Genomic DNA, 18,931 nt, shown 5'->3' on the forward strand with positions numbered 1-18,931 from the left:
CCAGCAACAGATGCTGCCAGCCCTCGTATTCCGTTCGCAGGCTTAGCCGACGGAGCCTTCCATTTCCAGCTGGATGAGGCGGTTCATTTCAACCGCGTATTCCATGGGTAATTCCTTGACGATGGGTTCGATGAAGCCCGACACAATCATGTTGAGGGCGTCGGCTTCGCTCAGCCCACGGCTCATCAGGTAGAAGAGCTGCTCTTCACCCACCTTCGAGACCGTGGCTTCGTGCCCCACGCTCACATCGTCTTCACGAATGTCAATGTAGGGATAGGTGTCCGAGCGGCTTTCCGGGTCAAGGATGAGCGCGTCGCAGACGACGTTGCTCTTGCTGTGATGCGCGCCCGGATAAATCTGCACCAGGCCGCGGTACCCAGCGCGCCCACCATCCTTGGAGATGGATTTGCTGGTGATGTTGCTGGTGGTGTACGGCGCAGCATGCACCGCTTTCGCGCCAGCATCCTGGTGCTGACCACGGCCGGCAAAGGCAATCGAAAGCACTTCGCCATGCGCCCCCTTGCCCATCATGTAGATGGCGGGGTATTTCATGGTGACTTTCGAGCCGATGTTGCCGTCCACCCATTCCATCGTGGCGTCTTCGTACGCCACAGCGCGCTTGGTCACCAGGTTATAGACGTTGGTTGACCAGTTCTGAATGGTGGTGTAGCGCACACGTGCGCCCTTCTTGACGATGATTTCCACCACGGCACTGTGCAGCGAGTCGGTCGTGTAGATGGGGGCGGTACACCCTTCCACGTAATGCACATACGAGCCTTCATCGGCGATGATAAGCGTGCGTTCAAACTGCCCCATGTTTTGCGCGTTGATACGGAAGTAGGCTTGCAGGGGCATTTCCACACGCACGCCCGGGGGCACGTAGATGAACGAGCCACCCGACCAGACGGCGCTGTTCAACGCGGCGAATTTGTTATCCGACGGGGGCACTACCGTGCCAAAGTACTCCTTGAACAGGTCGGGGTACTCTTTCAGCGCCGTATCGGTGTCCAGGAAAATCACACCCTGGCGTTCAAGTTCCTTCTTGATGTTGTGATACACCACTTCGGATTCGTACTGCGCACCAACACCCGCCAGGAATTTTTGTTCGGCTTCGGGAATCCCCAGGCGGTCGAACGTGCGCTTGATGTCTTCGGGAACGTCATCCCACGAACGCGCCTGCTTTTCAGCCGGCTTGATGTAGTAGTAGATGTCGTCAAAGTTAATGCCCGACAGGTCGGCGCCCCACGTCGGCATGGGCTTCTTCCAGAAGATTTCGAGCGCCCGCAAGCGGAATTCGCGCATCCAGTCGGGTTCGCCCTTCATCCAGGAAATTTCTTCCACAACCTCGCGCGACAACCCCTTCTTGGCCTTGAAGACATACTTTTCGGGGTCGTGGAAGCCGTATTTTTCGGCATATTCTTTGTTGATCAGTTCAATTTGCTGGCGTTCATCCAATGCCATAGGTTATGCCTCCTTTGCGAGTTCCTCGCGAACCCAGTCGTAGCCCTTTTCTTCGAGTTGGTGCGCCAGTTCAGGACCGCCTTCAGCAACAATGCGGCCATCCACCAGCACATGCACGAAGTCGGGCTTGATGTAGTTGAGGATGCGCTGGTAGTGCGTAATCACAAGCACACCCATCCCGAATTGGTCTTTCAGTTTGTTGACACCTTCGCTCACCACACGCAGGGCGTCAATGTCCAACCCTGAGTCGGTTTCATCGAGGATGGCGATTTTCGGTTCCAGCACCGCCATTTGCAGAATTTCGGCGCGCTTCTTTTCACCACCGGAGAACCCTTCGTTCAGGTAGCGACCGGCAAACGAGCGGTCAATACCGAGCATTTCCATCTTTTCGATGAGCATCTTGCGGAATTCCACCGGCGTGATGGGCGGTTCACCGCGCGCTTCACGGTGCGCGTTGATTGCCATGCGCAGGAAGTTCGCCATCGTCACACCGGGGATGGCAACGGGGTACTGGAACGCCAGGAAAAGCCCCACCTTGCTGCGCTCGTCGGCTTCCATTTCGAGGACGTTTTCGCCGTTGAAGAGAATTTCGCCTTCGGTGACTTCATACTTGGGATGACCGGCAATGGTGTATGCCAGCGTGCTCTTGCCCGAACCGTTCGGGCCCATCATCGCGTGAACTTCGCCTTCGCGAATGGTGAGGTTCACACCCTTGAGGATTTCGTTTCCATCCACACTCACGTGCAGATTCTTGATTTCGAGGACTGCTTTCTCGCTCATGGTGGTACTTTGCCTCCATTTCATTCTTCAAAAAATAACAGTGGCGACATTGGCACACGTTGCCAATCGACACGCAAACTGTAACAAAGTTGAGTAAGTTTGTCAAGTTCTACAAAGGGGGAACACCATGAGAAGGAAAAGGGGGTGAGCGCTTCTCTGGCGCTTATCGAATCATTTTGATGCGCTCGAAGGCGCGCTCAAACGCCCTGACAACCTTGGGGTCAAAACGTTTGCCGGCTTGCTCGCGAATGATGCGCAATGCTTCTTCAGGTGAACGCCCTTTTTGATATGGGCGATCACTCGTAATCGCGTCGTAAGTGTCCGCCACCATAAAAATACGCGCCATCAGCGGGATTTCTTCACCCTTCAACCCTTCCGGATAACCGGTGCCATCCCAATTTTCGTGATGATACTTGACCACAGGGATTGCCGGCGCCAGAAACGGGATATGTTTCAAAATTTCCGCCCCCCATATGGTATGCTGGCGCATAATCTCCCACTCTTCCGGCGTCAACATACCTGGTTTATGTAAAATTCGGTCGGGAACACCAATTTTGCCAATATCATGCAACAGCGCACCACGCCACAAAACTTGCAACTCTTCGTCCGAAAGCCGCATTTCTTTCCCAATTTCAAGCGCAATTTTTGCGACACGTATGGAATGCCCTTCCGTGGCTGTATCGCGCAAATCTAACGCGGAAGAGAGCGCCATCAAGGTGACGTCGTAACTCTGTTTGATTTCTTCCTGTGCGCGCTGCAATTCTTCGTTTTTGCGCACCAGATACTCAATCATATTCTGGTCGGTTTGTCGCAAGCGGCGCGACAATTCCCGCATCACGGCGAGCATCACAGCGGGGTGTTGCATCACAACAGACTCAAACCCCTCGCGCGAGATTTCAATTGCCCGCACGGCGGTTTCAGCCCGCACCGAAGCCGAGCGCGGCGCATCTTGAATCAATGCCATTTCACCAAAGAAGGCGCCCGGTCCGTGATAGCCGATTTCAATTTCGCCGTCTTCAATACGCTTGAGGACAACAACGCTCCCCGATTCAATAATGTAAAAATCATGACCGAGCGCCCCCTCTTCGAGAATGAGTTCGCCGGGGGCGTAGTGGCGCAAACGCGCCTGCTGCGCCAACGCCCCCCGTTGTTCTTCATTCAACGGCGCCAGAAAAGGCACGTGGCGAAAAATCTCAGGTGCAATATCCTTTCCCTGAAATTCCCGCGAATGAGTTTCGGCTTCTTTGCGACTATTATCTTGGTCCATACAACCGCCTTTATGCGACTCAATAAAACGTTCCGAGCATCAATGTCGGAAGTGGCGAACCCCAGTGAAGACCATTGCCATGCCATATTGGTTCGCCGCTGCGATCACCTCGGCATCACGTCGTGAGCCGCCGGGTTGAATCACAGCCGTCACGCCGGCTTGTGCGGCAACTTCCACACCATCCGGGAAGGGGAAGAAGGCATCCGACGCCATGACAGCCCCCGACGCCTGTTCACCCGCTTTTTGCACCGCAAGCCGCACAGCATCCACACGGCTCGGTTGCCCCGTGCCGATGCCCACGGTGGCAAACCCGCCATCCACAGCGCGCGCCAGCACAATGGCGTTGCTCTTCACCGCCAAGCACGCCCGCCAGGCAAATTCAAGCGTTGCCCGTTCTTCGGCGGTCGGTTCGCGTGTGGTGACGCACTGCATGGCAATCGGCGTTTCCACCGCGTCAGGTGTTTGACGAATAAAACCGCCCGGAATGCTGCGCGTTTCAACATAGGGTGTACGCAGCGGGGGCACCACCAGCACACGGCGGTTCTTCTTCGCCGCCAAATGTTCACGCGCTTCGGGCGTCACCTCAGGCGCAAGCAAGACTTCGATGAAGAGGTCATCCATTGCTTCGGCTAACGCCTTGTCCACCGGGCGGTTGACGGCAACGATCCCGCCAAACGCACTCACCGGGTCGGATGCCAACGCATGGCGATACGCCTGCACCAAATCGGGATGGGTGGCAATGCCACACGGCGATGCATGCTTGACGATGACGACCGCCGGCGTCTCAAATTGCTGGACGGCGAGCCACGCCCCTTCGGCATCCAGCCAGTTGGTATAACTCATGCCCTTGCCTTGCAATTGTTCGGCATGCGCCAACCCGCCGGCATTCGGCACGCGATACAGCGCCCCCTGCTGGTGCGGGTTTTCGCCATAGCGCAGGTCGCCCGCTTTGCGCACGCCAAGCGGCAACACGTCGGGGAAGGGTGTTGCGTCCGTGCCGAGACGGCGCGCCAGCCAGTCGCTAATCATGGCGTCGTAGAGAGCAGTTTGGCGGAAGGCTTTGACGGCGAAGGCTGCCCGCACGTCTTCGGGTACCTGGCGATGTTCCCGCAGGGCGGCAATGAGCGTCGGGTAGTCGTCGGGGTCGCTGACTACGGTCACGTAGCGGTAGTTTTTGGCGGCGGCGCGCAACAAGGTGACGCCGCCAATGTCAATTTGTTCGATAGCGTCTTCGAGGGTGACATCATCACGCGCAACCGTGGCTTCAAAAGGATACAGATTGACCACAACGAGGTCAATCCCCGCAATCGCGTGGCGATGCATGTCCTCAACGTCTTCGGGGCGGTCGCGACGCGCCAACAAGCCGCCGTGAATCATGGGGTGCAAGGTTTTGACACGCCCGCCCAAAATCTCAGGCATACCCGTCACCGCTTCGATGGGGGTCACGGGGATGCCGTTTTCTTGCAACAGGCGCGCCGTTCCCCCTGTGCTAATCAGTTCAATGCCCAACTCACGCAGGGCGGTTGCCAATTCCACCAGTCCACGTTTATCGGAAACACTGAGTAATGCTCGCTGAATCATGTTGCGCCTCAATGGGGTCGGTTGCCAAATCTTCGCTGCAATTCGTTCTCGACATCCCGCCAGGGAATGTCGTGATACGCTAACATCACAAGTAAATGGTAGAGAAAGTCGGCGGTTTCGTAGATGATTTCGTCGGGGTTCGCGTTTTTGCTGGCGATGATGATTTCACCGGCTTCTTCACCAATTTTTTTGAGGATACGATCAAGTCCGCCGTCAAACAGCGTTGTGGTGTACGATCCCTCAGGGCGTTCGGCTTTGCGCTGCCGAATGACGGCTTCAAGTTGGGTCAACACGGTTTGCTCGTTCACAGAATATCTCCTGCTGTGGCTCGCGTTTTTCACTTTACGGCTCTTTTGCATTCTGTCAACGGCGCTTCATGCGTCCGCCAGTGTGCGAAAAAAACAAGACTGCGCGCCTGTGTGGCACGCAGGACCCGCCGCATGGACGCGATAGAGCAGGGTATCGGCGTCGCAATCAACGCGAATTTCGACGACGTGCAGCACATTGCCGCTTGTCGCCCCCTTCTGCCAGAGTTCGCGGCGGCTACGACTCCAAAAATGCGCCATGCCGGTGGCTTGGGTGCGCTGAACCGCTTCACGGTTCGCCCACGCGACCATGAGCACGTCGCCGGTGTGGGCGTCTTGCACAACAACGGGCAACAAGCCGCGTTCGTCCCATTTCAGGTCTTGCAGTGCCACGCTCGCGGTCGAAGGCATAAGCGCTCAATGCTCCTTCATTCGTTATGTGGGGAAGTGTGCCACGTATCTAAACGAAAACGCCTCTTGTTTTTCAACGACGCTTCTCATCACCAGAACAACGATGGGTCTGGCTCCCACCCAAACCGCTCCCAATCCACGTACCCGCGTTCGTCGAATTGCACGCCCTCGGCTTCCAGGCGGCGACGCTGTTCTTCGGCGCCATGGTCGGCGCGGGTGTTGCTGATACGCCCCTGTGCGTTGATGACGCGCCACCAGGGCACGCGCTCCACTTCATCTTCGGGGAGCGCGGCGAGCGCCCACCCCACTGTGCGCGCCCCCCGTGTATGCCCAAATACAAGGCGGCTGATCAGCCCGTAAGACGCCACACGCCCGTAGGGAATGCGGCACACCATGGCGTAAATTCGATCGAACACCGGCGATGTCATGGACGTACCACCACACCCCGCTCACGCAAATAGGCTTTGACGTCGCCAATGCTCAGCGTGCGATAGTGGAATAACGACGCCGCCAACGCCGCGTCAGCGCCGCCAACAGTCAACGCTTCGTAAAAGTGTTCGGGCGCACCTGCGCCGCCACTCGCAATCACGGGAATGTTCACGGCGTCGGCAACGGCGCGGGTGAGGGGAATATCGTAGCCGGCTTGTGTGCCGTCGGCGTCCATGCTGGTGAGCAAAATTTCCCCCGCGCCCAATCGTTCGACTTCCTGCGCCCATTCAACAGCGTTCAAACCAGTGGGAATGCGCCCACCACTGATGACCACTTCCCACCACCCCTCAGGGCGTTTGCGGGCGTCAATCGCGACGACGATGCACTGACTGCCAAAGCGTTCCGCACCACGCGCAATGAGGTCTGGTTGGCGCACTGCGGCGCTGTTGATGGCGATTTTTTCAGCGCCCGCCGCCAAAATTTCGCGCATATCTTCAACGGTGCGAATGCCCCCGCCCACAGTGAACGGGATGAAGATGTTTTCAGCGACACGGCGCACCACATCGCGCATGATGGCGCGCCCTTCGTGAGTCGCGGAAATATCCAGGAAGACGAGTTCGTCGGCGCGCTCGCGGTCGTACACGATGGCTTGCTCGACCGGGTCGCCGGCGTCCCGCAAATTGACGAAATTGACGCCCTTGACGACACGCCCGTCCTTCACGTCCAAACAGGGGATGATGCGCTTGGCAAGCATGTTTAGCCCTCACCGTTCGGTTCTGCGGCATGTTCGCCGGGTGCGGCGCGCACCAGGTCCAGCGCCTCGCGCAAAGAGAACGCCCCCTCGTAGAGGGCTTTGCCGACGATGACGCCTTCCACGCCATAGGGTTCAATCCAGCGAATCTGGCGGATGTGGTCGAGTGAACCAATGCCGCCGCTGGCAATCACGCGCAGTTTGGTGAGATGCGCCAATTCGCCGGTGCGGGCGACATTGGGACCTTGCAACGTCCCATCGCGCGTGATGTCGGTGTAGATGATGCGCTCGACGCCCCGCTGCTTCATGCTCATCGCCAGCGCGATGATGTCCAGCCCGGTCTCTTGTTGCCAGCCATGCGTGGCAACCACGCGGTCGCGCGCGTCAATACCGACCACAATCCGCTCCGCGCCAAACGCTTCGACAGCGCGGCTCACCACATCCGGATTGGTGACGGCGACCGTGCCGAGAATCACACGCGCCACGCCCCAATCCAGCGCTTCGGCGATATCCTCGAATGTGCGCAACCCACCGCCCAACTGCACGGGCACATCCACCGTGCGCACAATCGCCTTGACGGCGTCCACCGTTGCGGTGGCTTCGCCAAATGCGCCATCAAGATTGACCACGTGCAACCACTCGGCGCCCTCGCGCGCCCAACGCTGCGCCATCTCCACCGGATTGTCGCCGTAGACGGTTTCCGCGTTGGGGTCGCCTTTGAGCAAGCGCACGCAACGCCCATGCCGAATATCAATGGCCGGAAAAATGTGCATGGTTCTACTCCGTGAGATACGTTCTGCCAACAAAATCAGCCTATTCCCCAAATGTTGCAAAATTGCGCAACAACGCCAAGCCGAGTTCCTGGCTTTTTTCTGGGTGAAACTGAATACCCATCACATGGTCGCGGGCGCAAATGCACGCAAATTCGATTTCGTAGTCGCTGGTTGCCAACACCACCTCAGGGTCGGCGGGGTCAACATAGAACGAGTGTACAAAGTAGCCAAATTGCCCCGGCGCGATGCCCTGCACCAGTGGGTGCTCGCGCTGGATACGGACTTCGTTCCAGCCAATGTGCGGAATTTTGAGGCTGATGTCGAATTTGCGGACACGCCCCGGCAACAAGTGCAAGCCTTCGTGGCGTCCCAGTTCTTCGCTTTCGTCGAACAGGAGTTGCAAGCCCAGGCAAATCCCCAGAAGCGGCACTCCCTCGGCGACACGTTCCCGGATGGCTTCATCAAGATGCGTGGCGCGCAGGCGTTCCATTGCTTTGCCAAATGCGCCCACGCCGGGCAAAACCAGTTTACGCGCCTGGCGCACCACATCGGGGTCGCCGGTGATGTGCGCCTCGGCGCCCACATACTCGAACGCACGTTGCACTGTGCGCAGGTTGCCCGCGCCGTAATCCACAATGGTGATGGGGGTCATGTGCTGCATGGCTCACTCCAACATGCCTTTGGTGCTTGGAACGTCGTCGCCACGCCGCGGGTCAAGCGCGACCGCCATGCGCAAGGCTTGCCCCAGGGCTTTGAAGATGCCTTCGATGATGTGATGGGTGTTCTGCCCGGCAAGCACCTGCACATGCAAGGTCATGGCGGCGTTGTGCGCCAGCGCCCGCAGAAATTCGGGCACCAACTCGGTATCGAACGTGCCGACTTTTTGGGCGGGAAAAGCGCCCTGAAAGACCAGCAAACCCCGCCCGCTAAAATCGAGCGCCACAAGCGCCAGGGCTTCGTCCATGGGCACAATCGCATGCCCGTAGCGGCGAATGCCGCGTTTGTCGCCCAGGGCTTCGTAGAGCGCTTTGCCCAGTACGATACCTACATCTTCGACCGTGTGGTGGTCGTCAATTTCGTAATCACCTTTCGCCTGGATGGAGAGGTCGAACAAGCCATGTTTGCGCACATGGTCGAGCATGTGATCGAAAAATGGAACGCCGGTCGCAATTCGACCGGCGCCAACGCCATCCAGGTTAAGTTCCAGGGTAATGGTGGTTTCATTCGTGCGGCGTTGCAAGCGGGCCACACGCGGTGTCGCCATGATTACGCTCCTTCTCCCGCCAGGGCTTTGGCTTCCTGAATGATGGTTTCAATCTGTTGCAGCACGCGCGGTGTGACGCCTTGTTGCTCGGCGTCATGGAACAAGGTTTCCAGCAGATTGATGAGATGGTCGGGCGGGTAGGTTTGGAAGGCATTGCGCAAGAGCGCCGCCCGTTCTTCCGCCGATGGCGTGCGCAACAACTGGTTGATGAGCTGCATTTCGGGCGGCAAGCGCGATTCCGCCAGGCTCACGACTTTTTGATAGATGCGCTCCATGAGCGCCGCCACGTCTTCACGCTTCTGCTCTTTGGCGGCTTGCAAGTTTGCCGAGAGCAAGACCAGGAAGGCTTCATCCAGGTCCTGGAAACGTTCTTCGACCGCCTTGTCGATGTCTTCCGCCTGCAAGATTTCTTCCAGCTGGCGGGCGGCGCGTTCGACCGCTTGTTTGGCTTCGGCGTCCATTTCGTCGGTGAGTTTGACAAGCGCATCGCGCAAGGTGAGCAGTTCGGCGCGCTCTTCTTCGCTGGTCGCGCTCTCGATTTTTTCGGTCAGGTGCAGGAAGAAGCCGTAATCGAGAATGGGGCGATTGGCGGCGACCAGCGCCTGCAAGCGCCCAGGGTCGGCTTCGCGCAGCATGGCGAGCACATCGTCATACATGGCTTCGTAGCCGAGTTTGGGCACATCGGCGGGCGAGAGGTTGAGCCGCTCGATGAGCGTTTCACGCAAGCCGTGCAGCGCCTGCACCATCTCTTCTTCGTGGTCTTCCTGCTCCACCGTCGTCTGAATCATGTTCGACAGCATGAGCATGAAGGTGTAATCAATCTTCTCCTTGTTGGCGTCAATCAGCTGGTGCAAGGCTTCCTCATCGCCGGCGCGCGCCTTGTCAATCATTTCAAGCAAAAGTTGCAGCAATTGGGTTTGGCGCTCCAATTCCTTGCGGTCAACCCCATCGGCTTCCAAAATGGCATGAATGAGGCTCTGGATGGTCATCATGCGCTTGGGGTTGAGCAAGTAGGCTTTCTGCTGGTCGGCGGGCAGGCTGTTCATCACCTTGCGCGTCAGGTCGCCGATGATTTTTTCTTCCTCAGGCATGGGAAGGTTGAGTTCGGCGGGCAGGTAGATGAGCAACAATTCTTTTTGCGGGTCGTGATAGGCGAACGGTATGGCGAGCATGCCCTGCATGCCGCAGTGCGGGCAGGTGACGGTATTCACTTGCCCTTCCAAAAAGGCTTCTTTCAGCGCGGGGTTTTGCCCCACGTCAATCACATCGTAGACCGTTGCCGCAAACGGCTGGCGGCATTGCGGGCAGGTAATCGTCGTATGTTGTGCAGACATAGTTCCTCGTGTACTTCCCTCTGTTCAAAGTGGTTCGGCGGCGCATTATAAACGTTTGGCGTATTCTCACAAAGGCACACGCAGAGGCGTTTCAGGGGAGCCGCGGGCGTGTAATGCGCATGATTTGCCGCGCGTTGGGCTTCAAGCGGGTGGGGCGGTGGTAGAGGCGCACGTAGATTTTGGTGATGAGCGCCCCCAGCAGGAAGAGTTGATGCGAGTAGTAGAGCCAGAGCAGAAGAACCACGAGCGAACCTGCCGCGCCATACACGGAAGCGGGGGCAACAGTGCGCAAGTACCAGGCAATGAGGTATTGGGCAAGGTAGAAGAGTGAACCGCCGACCAGAGCGCCCAAAAAGGCTTCGCGCCAGCGAATGATGATGTCGGGAAAGATGCGGTACATGATGGTGAAGGCGGCAATGATGAGCAGATAGGGCAAAAGCAAGCGCCAAAGCTGTGAGAGTGGTTGTTCCAGCGGCATGTCTTGCGCCAGCAAGATGAGAAGCGTTTCGAGCATGATATTGACAACGAGAACAACCGCCAGCAAGAAGCCCATCCCCAGCACAAACACCAGCGCAAAGAGGCGTTGGGAGAAGTAATGCACAATGCCATTCGGCGGGCGCACTTCAATATCCCAAATCGTGTTGAGGACGGCTTTGGTTTGCATGAAGATGTTGGTTGCGGTCCAGGCAAGCAAGCCCACACCAACCACCAACAGCGTGCCGCTGGCTTGCCGTCGGGCGTTGGCGATGAGGGTTTCGATGAAGCGGGCGCTGTTTTCCCCCAGCAACAGTTGCAATTGCAGCAAGATGCGCCGCTCCACGAGGGCGGGGTCTATCAGCAAGCCGGCGACGACAATGACGAGGAAGAGCAAGGGCGCGAGCGAAAAGAGGGTGTAGAAGCTCAACGCCGCCGCCAAACGGGGCAGCCCGTAGCGTCCCCATTCGCGGTAGACCAGCAAGAGAAAGTGGTAGAGTTTGCGATGCTCGCGCATAGGTCTCGAAAAAAGGGGGGCGCCTGCGACGCCCCCCCGATGGTTCAGGCAAGCAGGCTATAGCCGCCATCCACAACAATGGTTTGCCCACGAATCATGTCGGCGTCGGGCGTGCAGAGGAAAGCCACCACGTTGGCGATGTCTTCAGGGGTGACGATACGCCCCGCGGGGGTGCGTTCAAGCCCGTTTTTGAGCATGGCTTCGCGGTTGGGGAAGTGTTTGAGCGCGTCGGTGTCCACCACGCCACCACTGACAGCGTTGGCTTTGATGTTGTAGGGCGCCAGTTCAACCGCCAGGTAGCGCGTCAGGGTTTCCACGGCGGCTTTGCTGATGCCGATGACCACATACTCAGGCAGCACAAACTGCGACCCCAAGCTCGAAATGCCGATGATGTGCCCACCGCCGCGTTTCTGCATGAGCGGCACAGCGCGCTGCGCGGCAAAGAGATGACTGCGGGCGTTGATGTTCATCGTCCATTCCCACCCTTTGGGCTTCTGCTCCATGACAGGGCGAATGTAGCCGCTGGCGGCGTTGTTGACGAGGATATCCAACCCGTCGAACTCCTGCTCGATTTCGTCGAACATGGCGTTGAGCGAATCCAGGTCGCCCACGTCGGCTTTGATGGTGTGGCAACGCACACCGTAGGCGCGGATTTCTTCGGCGGTTTCCTCAGCGGCGGAGCGCTTGCGCAGATAGTTGATGATGACATCCGCCCCTTCGCTGGCGAATTTGAGGGCGATGGCTTTGCCGATGCCGCGGCTCCCGCCCGTCACCAGCACAATTTTCCCCTCGAAACGTTTTTGCGACATGTGCATGTCCTCCTTTGTTCTGGTTGGCATTTGATTGCGCGTCTGGTGCAACCGTAAAGCAGAAACCCTCAAAGCTCGTCGGCGTAACGGGGCCACCGTTTCCCCGCTTTCTCGATAACGCGGCGGTCGTTGTCGTACGTCGCCAGTTCCAATGCTTTCGCCAGCGGCCACCAGCGCACGTCGTCCACTTCGCTGAGTTGGGGGCGCAACGTGCCGCCAATGGGCTTCATGAGGAAGTAATCCACGAATTTGTGATGGCGCACATTGCGGCTGGCGTAGTACCAGTATTCGATGGTTTCCAGATGCGCCAGGGTAGCGACTTTGATGCCCGTTTCCTCTTCGACCTCGCGCCGTGCGGCTTCGGGCAGGCTTTCGTTGGGTTCCACTTGCCCTTTGGGAAGCGCCCAGCGCGTGCCGTTATGTGTGGCAATCATGAGGACGTCAGGGGCGTCGGCGGGACCCCGCAAGACGACGCCGCCGGCCGAATGAACCGTGATGGTTTTGACACGCATGGTTGTTCTCTTCCCGTGGTTGCTCATCATGACGTCTAATTTATGCGGTTTTTGGCAAGATGAGCAAATGGACGCCGAGAGCAACTGTTCGCCCCCTCTCGTTTTGACGCCTGTTTTTCTTGAAACGGTGAAAAGAACCATGCGACAATTTTGAACATTCTGACGTTTCATTTCATACTTACTGGAACCCGTGCGCGCTCTTGTCCCGCGTTCCACGTTTCCGCTGACACCTCACCCTGCCGTTGCGTCTTTCCCTGCGCCAAAAGAGTGTTCGCACTCCTCGTTGGACTGCTTCGTTGTCGTGCCCCGCCGTATCGGAGACTGGTGGCTGTATCGGTTTCGCGGTTTGAGTAAGAAGTGAGGAAAGGAGTTTTCTGTATGAAGGGCTTGCGCTTTGGTCTCTTTGCGGCGCTTGTTGCCGCAGTGCTGACATTGACGCAACAGACGGACTTCCCCGAAACAGTCTCGGCAGGTGGCTTTCCCACCCCTTCGGCGACAGGCGGCACCTACTTTGTGCATATCGCCTCCGCCGATAACAACGTCAGCGGGTACATGACGGAAATTCAACACCCTCTGCTGGACGAACAGCCAAATGCGATTTTCTTCGTCACACCGGTATGGGGACCGTTGCAAATTCCAGGCGTTTACTACGAGGACCCTTTCGGCGTCATCTATTCTGACACGACGAAGCGCTGGCGCATTTTCAGCCAAGGGGCGGCTTCAATCCCCAACGGCGCCGCCTTCAACATCTACATTCCCGACAGCACTGTCCCCGCTTTCGTCCACACAGCCACACCCAGCAATACAACCGATTACTACACCGAAGTCTCATCCCCCTATCTCACCGCACCCGACGACATCGTGCTGGTGACGCAACGGTGGGGGGCGAATCAAGTTGTGTTCAACAACCACCACATTGGCGTCTCGTATGATGGTGGATGGATCATCTTCAACCACGACCAGGCAGACATCGCCAACAACGCCGAATTCAATGTCGCGGTGGTTTCCAAAATGAACCGCGCTTTCCAACACTTCACAACGTCCGCGAACGTTTCCGGGCATATCTCCTACATTTCACACCCACTCACCGACAACCGCCCCGAAGCCCTGCTCATGAGCACCTCCAGCAGTATTGGCGCCTTCAATCCCCACGGGACAGGCGTCTGGTACAACACCAGTCAACGCCAATGGAGCGTCTTCAACCAGGATCTTGCAGCGATGCCCGCCTCACCAATCCCGATACCTTTCAACATGCTGGTTGCGCCACAAACACCTGTTCAGTTGAGCAAGAAGGAACCGAACCCTACATCAAATTATGTGCTTTTGGATCATCCACTGCTGAACAGCAATATCGGGGCGCTGGTGTTTGCCACCACACGCGGCGTGGTGACCAATGAGTCGCCCACCGGGGTCTTTTTCAGCCCAAGCACGCCGCTTTCCACCCAAGGGGTTGCAACACCTTCACAAGTGCTCGGTCAGTGGGCGGTTTACAATGAGGATTTGGCGTTGATGCCCGACAACATCGAGTTCAACATCTTTGCGCCGCCCCCCTCACTGCGGGCCTTTGTCCATACGACAACCAGCGAGAACGTGGATGGACACCGCACCATCCTGGACCACCCCATGCTAAACAACAACCCTGACGCTATCGCCTTTGTGGAGCATTCGTGGAACCCAAACGGAGCTGTGCCGGGAACGTACCACGACCACTACGTCGGCTTGTACTACGACCAGGGTTTGGGACGCTGGGTCATCTTCAATCAAGACTTAGCCACAATGGCAACGGGGCGTTTCTTCAACGTGTTTGTCGCCAACAACATGCCCAACGCCTTCATTCATCAGGTGACCAACGGCAATGGGGCAAACGGCACCATTTCGTACCTTGATTCGCCATTGACCAACGGCAACCCCGCGGCGATTATCATCATCACCCCGCGTTACGGCTTCACCAATGATTTTCCGGTTGGTGTCTGGTATCACCCCACGTTGGAACAATGGGCGATCGTCTCGCAAGACGGCTCAGAGTTTAGCAACCTCCACCTTTTCAACGTGCTTGTCGTCACCAACTCGGTCTATCTCCCACTCGTCACCACCGATTGAGCCCCCCGACGCCACACAAAACGGGCGCCCGCACTGGGCGCCCGTTGCTCACACACCTGGGGTTGCGCCTATTCCATCTCGCGCAAAATGCGGCGGGCAATCACCAACCGCATGATTTCGCTTGTGCCTTCGCCGATTTGCGTCAGCCGGTTGTCGCGGTAGTAGCGTTCGACTGGAAACTCACGGCTGTACCCCATGCCGCCATGGATTTGAATCGCCTCGAAGCAGGCTTTTTCGGCGGCTTCGCTGGCAAAGAGTTTCGCCATCGCGGCGGCCTTGGTGTAGGGCTGACCTGTGTCTTTCAGGTGAGCGGCTTTGTAAATCAGCAAGCGGGCGGCTTCCAGCAAGGTGGCCATGTCAGCCAGCTTGAACTGAATAGCCTGGAAGTCGGCGATAGGATGCCCGAACGCATGGCGCTCTTTGGCGTAGGAGACGGCGGCTTCATACGCGGCGCGCCCCAAGCCCAACGCCATGGCGGCAATGCTGATACGCCCGCCGTCCAGCGTTTTCATGAACTGGATGAACCCCTTGTTTTCAGCCCCCAGCATGTTTTCAGCCGGCACGCGGCAATCTTCAAAGAAAAGTTGCGACGTCACAGACCCCTTCAAGCCCATCTTGGGCTCGTTCTTGCCCACCTTGAAGCCCGGATTGTCGGCTTCGACAATGAAGTTGGAGATACCGTGATGCCCCGCGTCGGGGTCGGTGACCGCCGCCACCACAATGAAATCGGCGACGCCCCCGTTGGTAATCCACATTTTTTGCCCGTTGATGACCCATTCGTTGCCGTCGCGCACGGCGCGCGTCTTCAAGCGCGAAGCGTCCGACCCCGCGTGCGGTTCGGTCAACCCGAACGCGCCAATGGCTTTGCCGCTCGCCAGCGGCACCAGGTACTTGCGCTTCTGCTCCTCAGTCCCGAACATGTAAATCGGGTTGCACGCCAGCGAGACATGGGCGGCATAACTGAGCGCGGTTGAGCCACATGCGGCGGCAATTTCTTCCACCGCCAGCGCATAGCTGAGTGTATCGCCACCCGCGCCGCCGTATTCTTCGGGGAAGGGCAAGCCCATCAAGCCCAATTCAGCCATGGCTTCAAAGTTTTCGCGTGGGAAACGACCTGTTTCGTCAACTTCTTTGGCGCGTGGGGCAATCACATCGCGGGCAAGTTCGCGCACGGTGTCGCGAATGAGGCGTTGCTCTTCGGTGAGCGAGAAATCCATGGGTCTATCCTCCTTGATAGTGTGCTATTGTTTGGTTTGGGGAACAGCCGACTACCACAACAACAATGCAGCCACGACGCCAATCACAAACAATCCGATGAGAATCACGCCGAACGCCAACAAGAGCGGTTCAAGCGCGAGTTTCCACACGGAAGGCGTCGGTTCGATGAGTTCGTAGCGCCCATCGGACGTGAGACGCATGAGCTGCGCGCCACACGCTTCGCATTTGGGTTGAACAGGCACCATCTGCTTGCATTTGGGGCATACGGTCGGCATAGCACCCTCCTGAACGCCATTATAGCCAACTGTGGCGAGAGGCAACTATGTTTGCCAACGGTGCACCACAACGTGCAACAACACTTCGGACAGAAACGCAAGCCGCGCCACATCGAACTGGTCGGGGGTGAGGGTGGCTTGCGCGTAGAAAATGTCCGAAAGTTCAGCGCATTTGCGTTGCACACGGCGCACGTGCGGCGTCGGCGAAGCCAGTTCGTGGTGCAACAGCGCCAGTGCCGCTTGCGCATCGTGAATATCGGTGGCGTCGCGCATGTGGCGCGCCTGGCGCGCCGCTTCAAACTCCCGCGCCAGCAGCAACACCACGCGGTGCAGAGCGGCGGCGGTGGGCGTGGGGTCGCGCGCTAGGGGGGGCAACAGAGCAGGGTCGAGTGTCGCGAGGGTCTGCGCCCCGCTCCGCAAGGCGCGCGCCAGGGCAAGCCAATCGGTGGGCGCGGCGTCGGGGGTGTTCACAATGCGCTGGGCGTCAAGCAAGGCGCGGTGTTCGTCACGCAGGAGCGCCAGGCGGGCTTCCACTTCAGCGTCGCCCAATTCGGCACGACGCGCTTCCAGCGCCGCCATCTCACGTTCCAGCGCCTTCAAACGGGCGCGTTGGTCGGCTGTACGTGCCATGCGGGGCTCCTTTCAGGGAAAGAGACGGCGGGCGGTGCTTTCCACCGTGGCTTCGCGGCGAAAACGGTAGAGCCGCGCCGGACGATGACCGCCGGACTTGAATTCATCTGTTTCTTCCAGAATACCCGCCGACAAGACTTTTCGCCGAAAGTTTCGCTTGTCCAGTTGTTCACGCAAAATCGTTTCGTAGGCGGTTTGCAATTCGGTCAACGTGAATGTTTCCGGCAGCAGTTGAAACCCCACAGCGGTGTATTCAAGTTTGTAGCGCAAGCGTTGCAGAGCATACGCCAGAATATCGGCATGGTCGAACGCCAGCGGCGGCGGTTCGTAGGCGGGCCACCAGCCCCGCTCCGTGGAACGGGGGCTTTGGACATCCAGCGGCAGCCGGTCGGCGCTGACCAGCGCAAAATACGCCACGGTCACCACACGCTGGCGCGGGTCGCGTTCGGGGTGTCCAAAGGTATACAGCTGTTCGAGATAGACATCGGTGGCGCCGCTTTCTTCGTAGAGCACCCGCCGCGCCGCTTCTTCCAGCGATTCATCCGGCTGGACAAAGCCACCTGGCAGCGCCCACATTCCCGCAAAGGGTTCATGACGCCGACGAATGAGCAAGACTTTCAGTTCATCATCCAGCAAGGTGAAGATGACGACATCCACCGTCAAGGCAATGTGCTGGTCAAAGGCTTCAGGCATGGCTCCTGGCTCAGGTGTTTTGGTGTCGGGCTGACACTTTTATGGTAATCGAGGAAAGGGCGAAAGGCAAAAGCCGAAAACGCCAGGCATACGCCCGCTTTTTGCGCGCACTTTGCACCTTGACAGTGCAATTTGCTGTATGGTATGCTCCCCACCACACAACCAGCACACACCACCGCCAACGACCTGATCGCCCATCTCCAATTGTCAATCATCAATCAGAACCATGGCTGAGCCAACCACATCCCAAGCCTACTGGATTGCTTTCAACCACGTGCCGGGCATCGGTCCCGCCAAAACAAGCCGCCTGCTGGCGCATTTCGGTTCACTACAAGCCGCGTGGGAAGCCACCCCCGGACAACTCGCCGCCGCCGGGCTGGATCGCCGCGCCATCGAGCAACTGGTGGCGGTGCGGCGCACCTTCTCTTTCGAGAAGACGCTCGCCCATCTCGAACGCCACGGCATCACCGTGCTCACATGGGACGACGACGCCTACCCCGCTCGCCTACGCACCATTCCCGCCTCGCCCCCCGTGCTCTACGTGCGCGGCAGCCTCACGCCCGAAGATGAGTGGGCGCTCGCCGTTGTCGGCACGCGGCGCATCACGCGCTACGGGCAGGAAGTCACCCGTCGCCTGGTCGAACCGCTTGCCGCCGAGGGCGTCACCATCGTAAGCGGGCTGGCGCTCGGCGTGGACGCCCTCGCCCACCGCACAGCACTCGACGCTGGCGGGCGCACCATCGCCGTGCTGGGGAGCGGCGTTGACCAGATTTACCCATCCTCAAACCGCGCACTGGCGCGCCGAATCATTGAACACGGCGCCCTCATCAGCGACTACCCGCCAGGCACGCCCCCCGAACCCAACAACTTCCCACCGCGCAACCGCATCATCAGCGGCTTGTCGCTTGGCGTGCTCGTCATCGAAGCCGGCGAAAAAAGCGGCGCCCTCATCACCGCCAACTACGCCCTCGAACAGGGGCGCGAAGTGCTGGCAGTCCCCGGAAGCATTCTCAGCGCCCAAAGCCGCGGCACCAACCGCCTCATCGCCGACGGGGCAACCCCCGTCTGCTCAGCCGAGGACATTTTGCAAGCCCTCAACCTTGAATGGCTCGACAGCCAACGCGAAGTCCAGCGTATCGCGCCCGAAAACCCACTCGAACAAGCCATCCTCGACGCCCTGCGCGACGGTCCGCGCCACGTGGACGACCTAGGGCGCACGCTCGATTTGGACGCGGCTACGGTTACAAGTACACTCGCTTTTCTAGAATTGAAAGGACACGTGCGCGCCGTTGGCGGCATGACATACGTGCGCGTACGCTAACAAGCAGATGGTGGAAACGAGGAGAA

21 protein-coding genes are annotated in these 18,931 nt (G+C 58.5%); 2 read left to right on the forward strand and 19 right to left on the reverse strand.

Going from position 1 to position 18,931, the window contains the following annotated elements; genetic code table 11:
* Positions 1-42: 42 nt before the first annotated feature.
* The 15 genes from sufB to SE16_RS05895 all read right to left on the reverse strand — a co-directional run bounded on the left by sufB (position 43) and on the right by SE16_RS05895 (position 12,668).
* Positions 43-1,461 (reverse strand): Fe-S cluster assembly protein SufB, encoded by a 1,419-nt coding sequence (gene sufB / locus SE16_RS05825; RefSeq protein WP_054494158.1) that lies wholly within the window; start codon positions 1,459-1,461, stop codon positions 43-45.
* A 3-nt stretch (positions 1,462-1,464) separates the two neighbouring features.
* Positions 1,465-2,241, reverse strand: coding sequence for a Fe-S cluster assembly ATPase SufC (sufC, locus tag SE16_RS05830; protein WP_054494157.1), 777 nt, complete (start codon positions 2,239-2,241; stop codon positions 1,465-1,467).
* Between the two features lie 163 nt (positions 2,242-2,404).
* A complete protein-coding gene (locus SE16_RS15370; RefSeq protein ID WP_082374460.1) occupies positions 2,405-3,508 on the reverse strand; it encodes an HD-GYP domain-containing protein in 1,104 nt (367 codons plus the stop codon).
* 39 nt (positions 3,509-3,547) lie between these two features.
* On the reverse strand, positions 3,548-5,089 hold the full coding sequence (purH, locus tag SE16_RS05840) for a bifunctional phosphoribosylaminoimidazolecarboxamide formyltransferase/IMP cyclohydrolase (protein ID WP_054494156.1): 1,542 nt from the start codon (positions 5,087-5,089) through the stop codon (positions 3,548-3,550).
* An 8-nt stretch (positions 5,090-5,097) separates the two neighbouring features.
* Positions 5,098-5,397, reverse strand: a complete 300-nt coding sequence (locus SE16_RS16360; RefSeq protein WP_054494155.1) for a phosphoribosyl-ATP diphosphatase — start codon at positions 5,395-5,397, stop codon at positions 5,098-5,100.
* Between the two features lie 66 nt (positions 5,398-5,463).
* On the reverse strand, positions 5,464-5,805 hold the full coding sequence (gene hisI / locus SE16_RS16365; protein ID WP_054494154.1) for a phosphoribosyl-AMP cyclohydrolase: 342 nt from the start codon (positions 5,803-5,805) through the stop codon (positions 5,464-5,466).
* An 89-nt stretch (positions 5,806-5,894) separates the two neighbouring features.
* On the reverse strand, positions 5,895-6,233 hold the full coding sequence (locus SE16_RS05855) for an MGMT family protein (RefSeq protein WP_054494153.1): 339 nt from the start codon (positions 6,231-6,233) through the stop codon (positions 5,895-5,897).
* Positions 6,230-6,988, reverse strand: a complete 759-nt coding sequence (gene hisF, locus SE16_RS05860; RefSeq protein WP_054494152.1) for an imidazole glycerol phosphate synthase subunit HisF — start codon at positions 6,986-6,988, stop codon at positions 6,230-6,232. Before hisF ends, SE16_RS05855 begins: the two co-directional genes overlap by 4 nt.
* Positions 6,989-6,990: 2 nt before the next feature.
* Positions 6,991-7,758, reverse strand: coding sequence for a 1-(5-phosphoribosyl)-5-[(5-phosphoribosylamino)methylideneamino]imidazole-4-carboxamide isomerase (gene hisA, locus SE16_RS05865; RefSeq protein ID WP_054494151.1), 768 nt, complete (start codon positions 7,756-7,758; stop codon positions 6,991-6,993).
* A 40-nt stretch (positions 7,759-7,798) separates the two neighbouring features.
* Positions 7,799-8,419, reverse strand: coding sequence for an imidazole glycerol phosphate synthase subunit HisH (gene hisH, locus SE16_RS05870; RefSeq protein WP_200907491.1), 621 nt, complete (start codon positions 8,417-8,419; stop codon positions 7,799-7,801).
* A gap of 3 nt (positions 8,420-8,422) precedes the next feature.
* The gene (gene hisB, locus SE16_RS05875; RefSeq protein WP_054494150.1) at positions 8,423-9,022 is read right to left on the reverse strand and encodes an imidazoleglycerol-phosphate dehydratase HisB; all 600 of its coding nucleotides are present in this window, start codon (positions 9,020-9,022) and stop codon (positions 8,423-8,425) included.
* Between the two features lie 2 nt (positions 9,023-9,024).
* Positions 9,025-10,356: a CpXC domain-containing protein gene (locus tag SE16_RS05880; RefSeq protein WP_054494149.1), complete on the reverse strand. Its 1,332-nt coding sequence runs from the start codon at positions 10,354-10,356 to the stop codon at positions 9,025-9,027.
* Positions 10,357-10,447: 91 nt separating this feature from the next.
* Positions 10,448-11,347 (reverse strand): YihY/virulence factor BrkB family protein, encoded by a 900-nt coding sequence (locus tag SE16_RS05885; RefSeq protein ID WP_054494148.1) that lies wholly within the window; start codon positions 11,345-11,347, stop codon positions 10,448-10,450.
* Between the two features lie 44 nt (positions 11,348-11,391).
* Positions 11,392-12,156 (reverse strand): enoyl-[acyl-carrier-protein] reductase FabL, encoded by a 765-nt coding sequence (fabL, locus tag SE16_RS05890; RefSeq protein WP_054494147.1) that lies wholly within the window; start codon positions 12,154-12,156, stop codon positions 11,392-11,394.
* A 68-nt stretch (positions 12,157-12,224) separates the two neighbouring features.
* Entirely contained in the window at positions 12,225-12,668 is a 444-nt protein-coding gene (locus tag SE16_RS05895) for an NUDIX hydrolase (protein WP_054494146.1), read from the reverse strand.
* Between the two features lie 378 nt (positions 12,669-13,046).
* On the opposite strand from SE16_RS05895, the gene SE16_RS05900 reads away from it, so the two are divergent.
* A complete protein-coding gene (locus tag SE16_RS05900; protein WP_054494145.1) occupies positions 13,047-14,768 on the forward strand; it encodes a DUF7452 domain-containing protein in 1,722 nt (573 codons plus the stop codon).
* Between the two features lie 68 nt (positions 14,769-14,836).
* On the opposite strand, the gene SE16_RS05905 is transcribed toward SE16_RS05900, so the two are convergent.
* The 4 genes from SE16_RS05905 to SE16_RS05920 are packed head-to-tail and all read right to left on the reverse strand — an operon-like array spanning position 14,837 to position 17,584.
* Positions 14,837-15,985, reverse strand: coding sequence for an acyl-CoA dehydrogenase (locus SE16_RS05905; protein WP_054494144.1), 1,149 nt, complete (start codon positions 15,983-15,985; stop codon positions 14,837-14,839).
* 51 nt (positions 15,986-16,036) lie between these two features.
* Positions 16,037-16,261 carry a hypothetical protein gene (locus SE16_RS05910; RefSeq protein WP_054494143.1) on the reverse strand — a complete coding sequence of 75 codons (225 nt, stop codon included), beginning with the start codon at positions 16,259-16,261 and terminating at the stop codon, positions 16,037-16,039.
* A 45-nt stretch (positions 16,262-16,306) separates the two neighbouring features.
* Complete coding sequence (locus tag SE16_RS05915; RefSeq protein ID WP_054494142.1) at positions 16,307-16,891, reverse strand: hypothetical protein; 585 nt, start codon at positions 16,889-16,891, stop codon at positions 16,307-16,309.
* Positions 16,892-16,903: 12 nt separating this feature from the next.
* On the reverse strand, positions 16,904-17,584 hold the full coding sequence (locus SE16_RS05920; protein ID WP_054494141.1) for an NUDIX hydrolase: 681 nt from the start codon (positions 17,582-17,584) through the stop codon (positions 16,904-16,906).
* Between the two features lie 226 nt (positions 17,585-17,810).
* On the opposite strand from SE16_RS05920, the gene dprA reads away from it, so the two are divergent.
* Positions 17,811-18,905 (forward strand): DNA-processing protein DprA, encoded by a 1,095-nt coding sequence (gene dprA, locus SE16_RS05925; protein ID WP_060687342.1) that lies wholly within the window; start codon positions 17,811-17,813, stop codon positions 18,903-18,905.
* Positions 18,906-18,931: the final 26 nt, after the last annotated feature.

Origin of the sequence: Ardenticatena maritima, assembly GCF_001306175.1 — a bacterium.
GTDB classification, from domain to species: Bacteria; Chloroflexota; Anaerolineae; order Ardenticatenales; family Ardenticatenaceae; genus Ardenticatena; species Ardenticatena maritima.

Excerpts from the sequence above, each read along its gene's own strand:
- fabL (WP_054494147.1), bottom strand. The coding sequence starts at position 12,156 with ATGTCGCAAAAACGTTTCGAGGGGAAAATTGTGCTGGTGACGGGCGGG.
- SE16_RS05895 (WP_054494146.1), bottom strand. The coding sequence starts at position 12,668 with ATGCGTGTCAAAACCATCACGGTTCATTCGGCCGGCGGCGTCGTCTTG.
- hisB (WP_054494150.1), bottom strand. The coding sequence starts at position 9,022 with ATGGCGACACCGCGTGTGGCCCGCTTGCAACGCCGCACGAATGAAACC.
- hisA (WP_054494151.1), bottom strand. The coding sequence starts at position 7,758 with ATGCACATTTTTCCGGCCATTGATATTCGGCATGGGCGTTGCGTGCGC.
- SE16_RS05910 (WP_054494143.1), bottom strand. The coding sequence starts at position 16,261 with ATGCCGACCGTATGCCCCAAATGCAAGCAGATGGTGCCTGTTCAACCC.
- sufC (WP_054494157.1), bottom strand. The coding sequence starts at position 2,241 with ATGAGCGAGAAAGCAGTCCTCGAAATCAAGAATCTGCACGTGAGTGTG.
- hisI (WP_054494154.1), bottom strand. The coding sequence starts at position 5,805 with ATGCCTTCGACCGCGAGCGTGGCACTGCAAGACCTGAAATGGGACGAA.
- SE16_RS05880 (WP_054494149.1), bottom strand. The coding sequence starts at position 10,356 with ATGTCTGCACAACATACGACGATTACCTGCCCGCAATGCCGCCAGCCG.
- SE16_RS05855 (WP_054494153.1), bottom strand. The coding sequence starts at position 6,233 with ATGACATCGCCGGTGTTCGATCGAATTTACGCCATGGTGTGCCGCATT.
- SE16_RS05900 (WP_054494145.1), top strand. The coding sequence starts at position 13,047 with ATGAAGGGCTTGCGCTTTGGTCTCTTTGCGGCGCTTGTTGCCGCAGTG.
- SE16_RS05920 (WP_054494141.1), bottom strand. The coding sequence starts at position 17,584 with ATGCCTGAAGCCTTTGACCAGCACATTGCCTTGACGGTGGATGTCGTC.
- SE16_RS05905 (WP_054494144.1), bottom strand. The coding sequence starts at position 15,985 with ATGGATTTCTCGCTCACCGAAGAGCAACGCCTCATTCGCGACACCGTG.
- sufB (WP_054494158.1), bottom strand. The coding sequence starts at position 1,461 with ATGGCATTGGATGAACGCCAGCAAATTGAACTGATCAACAAAGAATAT.
- purH (WP_054494156.1), bottom strand. The coding sequence starts at position 5,089 with ATGATTCAGCGAGCATTACTCAGTGTTTCCGATAAACGTGGACTGGTG.
- hisH (WP_200907491.1), bottom strand. The coding sequence starts at position 8,419 with ATGCAGCACATGACCCCCATCACCATTGTGGATTACGGCGCGGGCAAC.
- dprA (WP_060687342.1), top strand. The coding sequence starts at position 17,811 with ATGGCTGAGCCAACCACATCCCAAGCCTACTGGATTGCTTTCAACCAC.
- SE16_RS05915 (WP_054494142.1), bottom strand. The coding sequence starts at position 16,891 with ATGGCACGTACAGCCGACCAACGCGCCCGTTTGAAGGCGCTGGAACGT.
- SE16_RS05885 (WP_054494148.1), bottom strand. The coding sequence starts at position 11,347 with ATGCGCGAGCATCGCAAACTCTACCACTTTCTCTTGCTGGTCTACCGC.
- SE16_RS15370 (WP_082374460.1), bottom strand. The coding sequence starts at position 3,508 with ATGGACCAAGATAATAGTCGCAAAGAAGCCGAAACTCATTCGCGGGAA.
- hisF (WP_054494152.1), bottom strand. The coding sequence starts at position 6,988 with ATGCTTGCCAAGCGCATCATCCCCTGTTTGGACGTGAAGGACGGGCGT.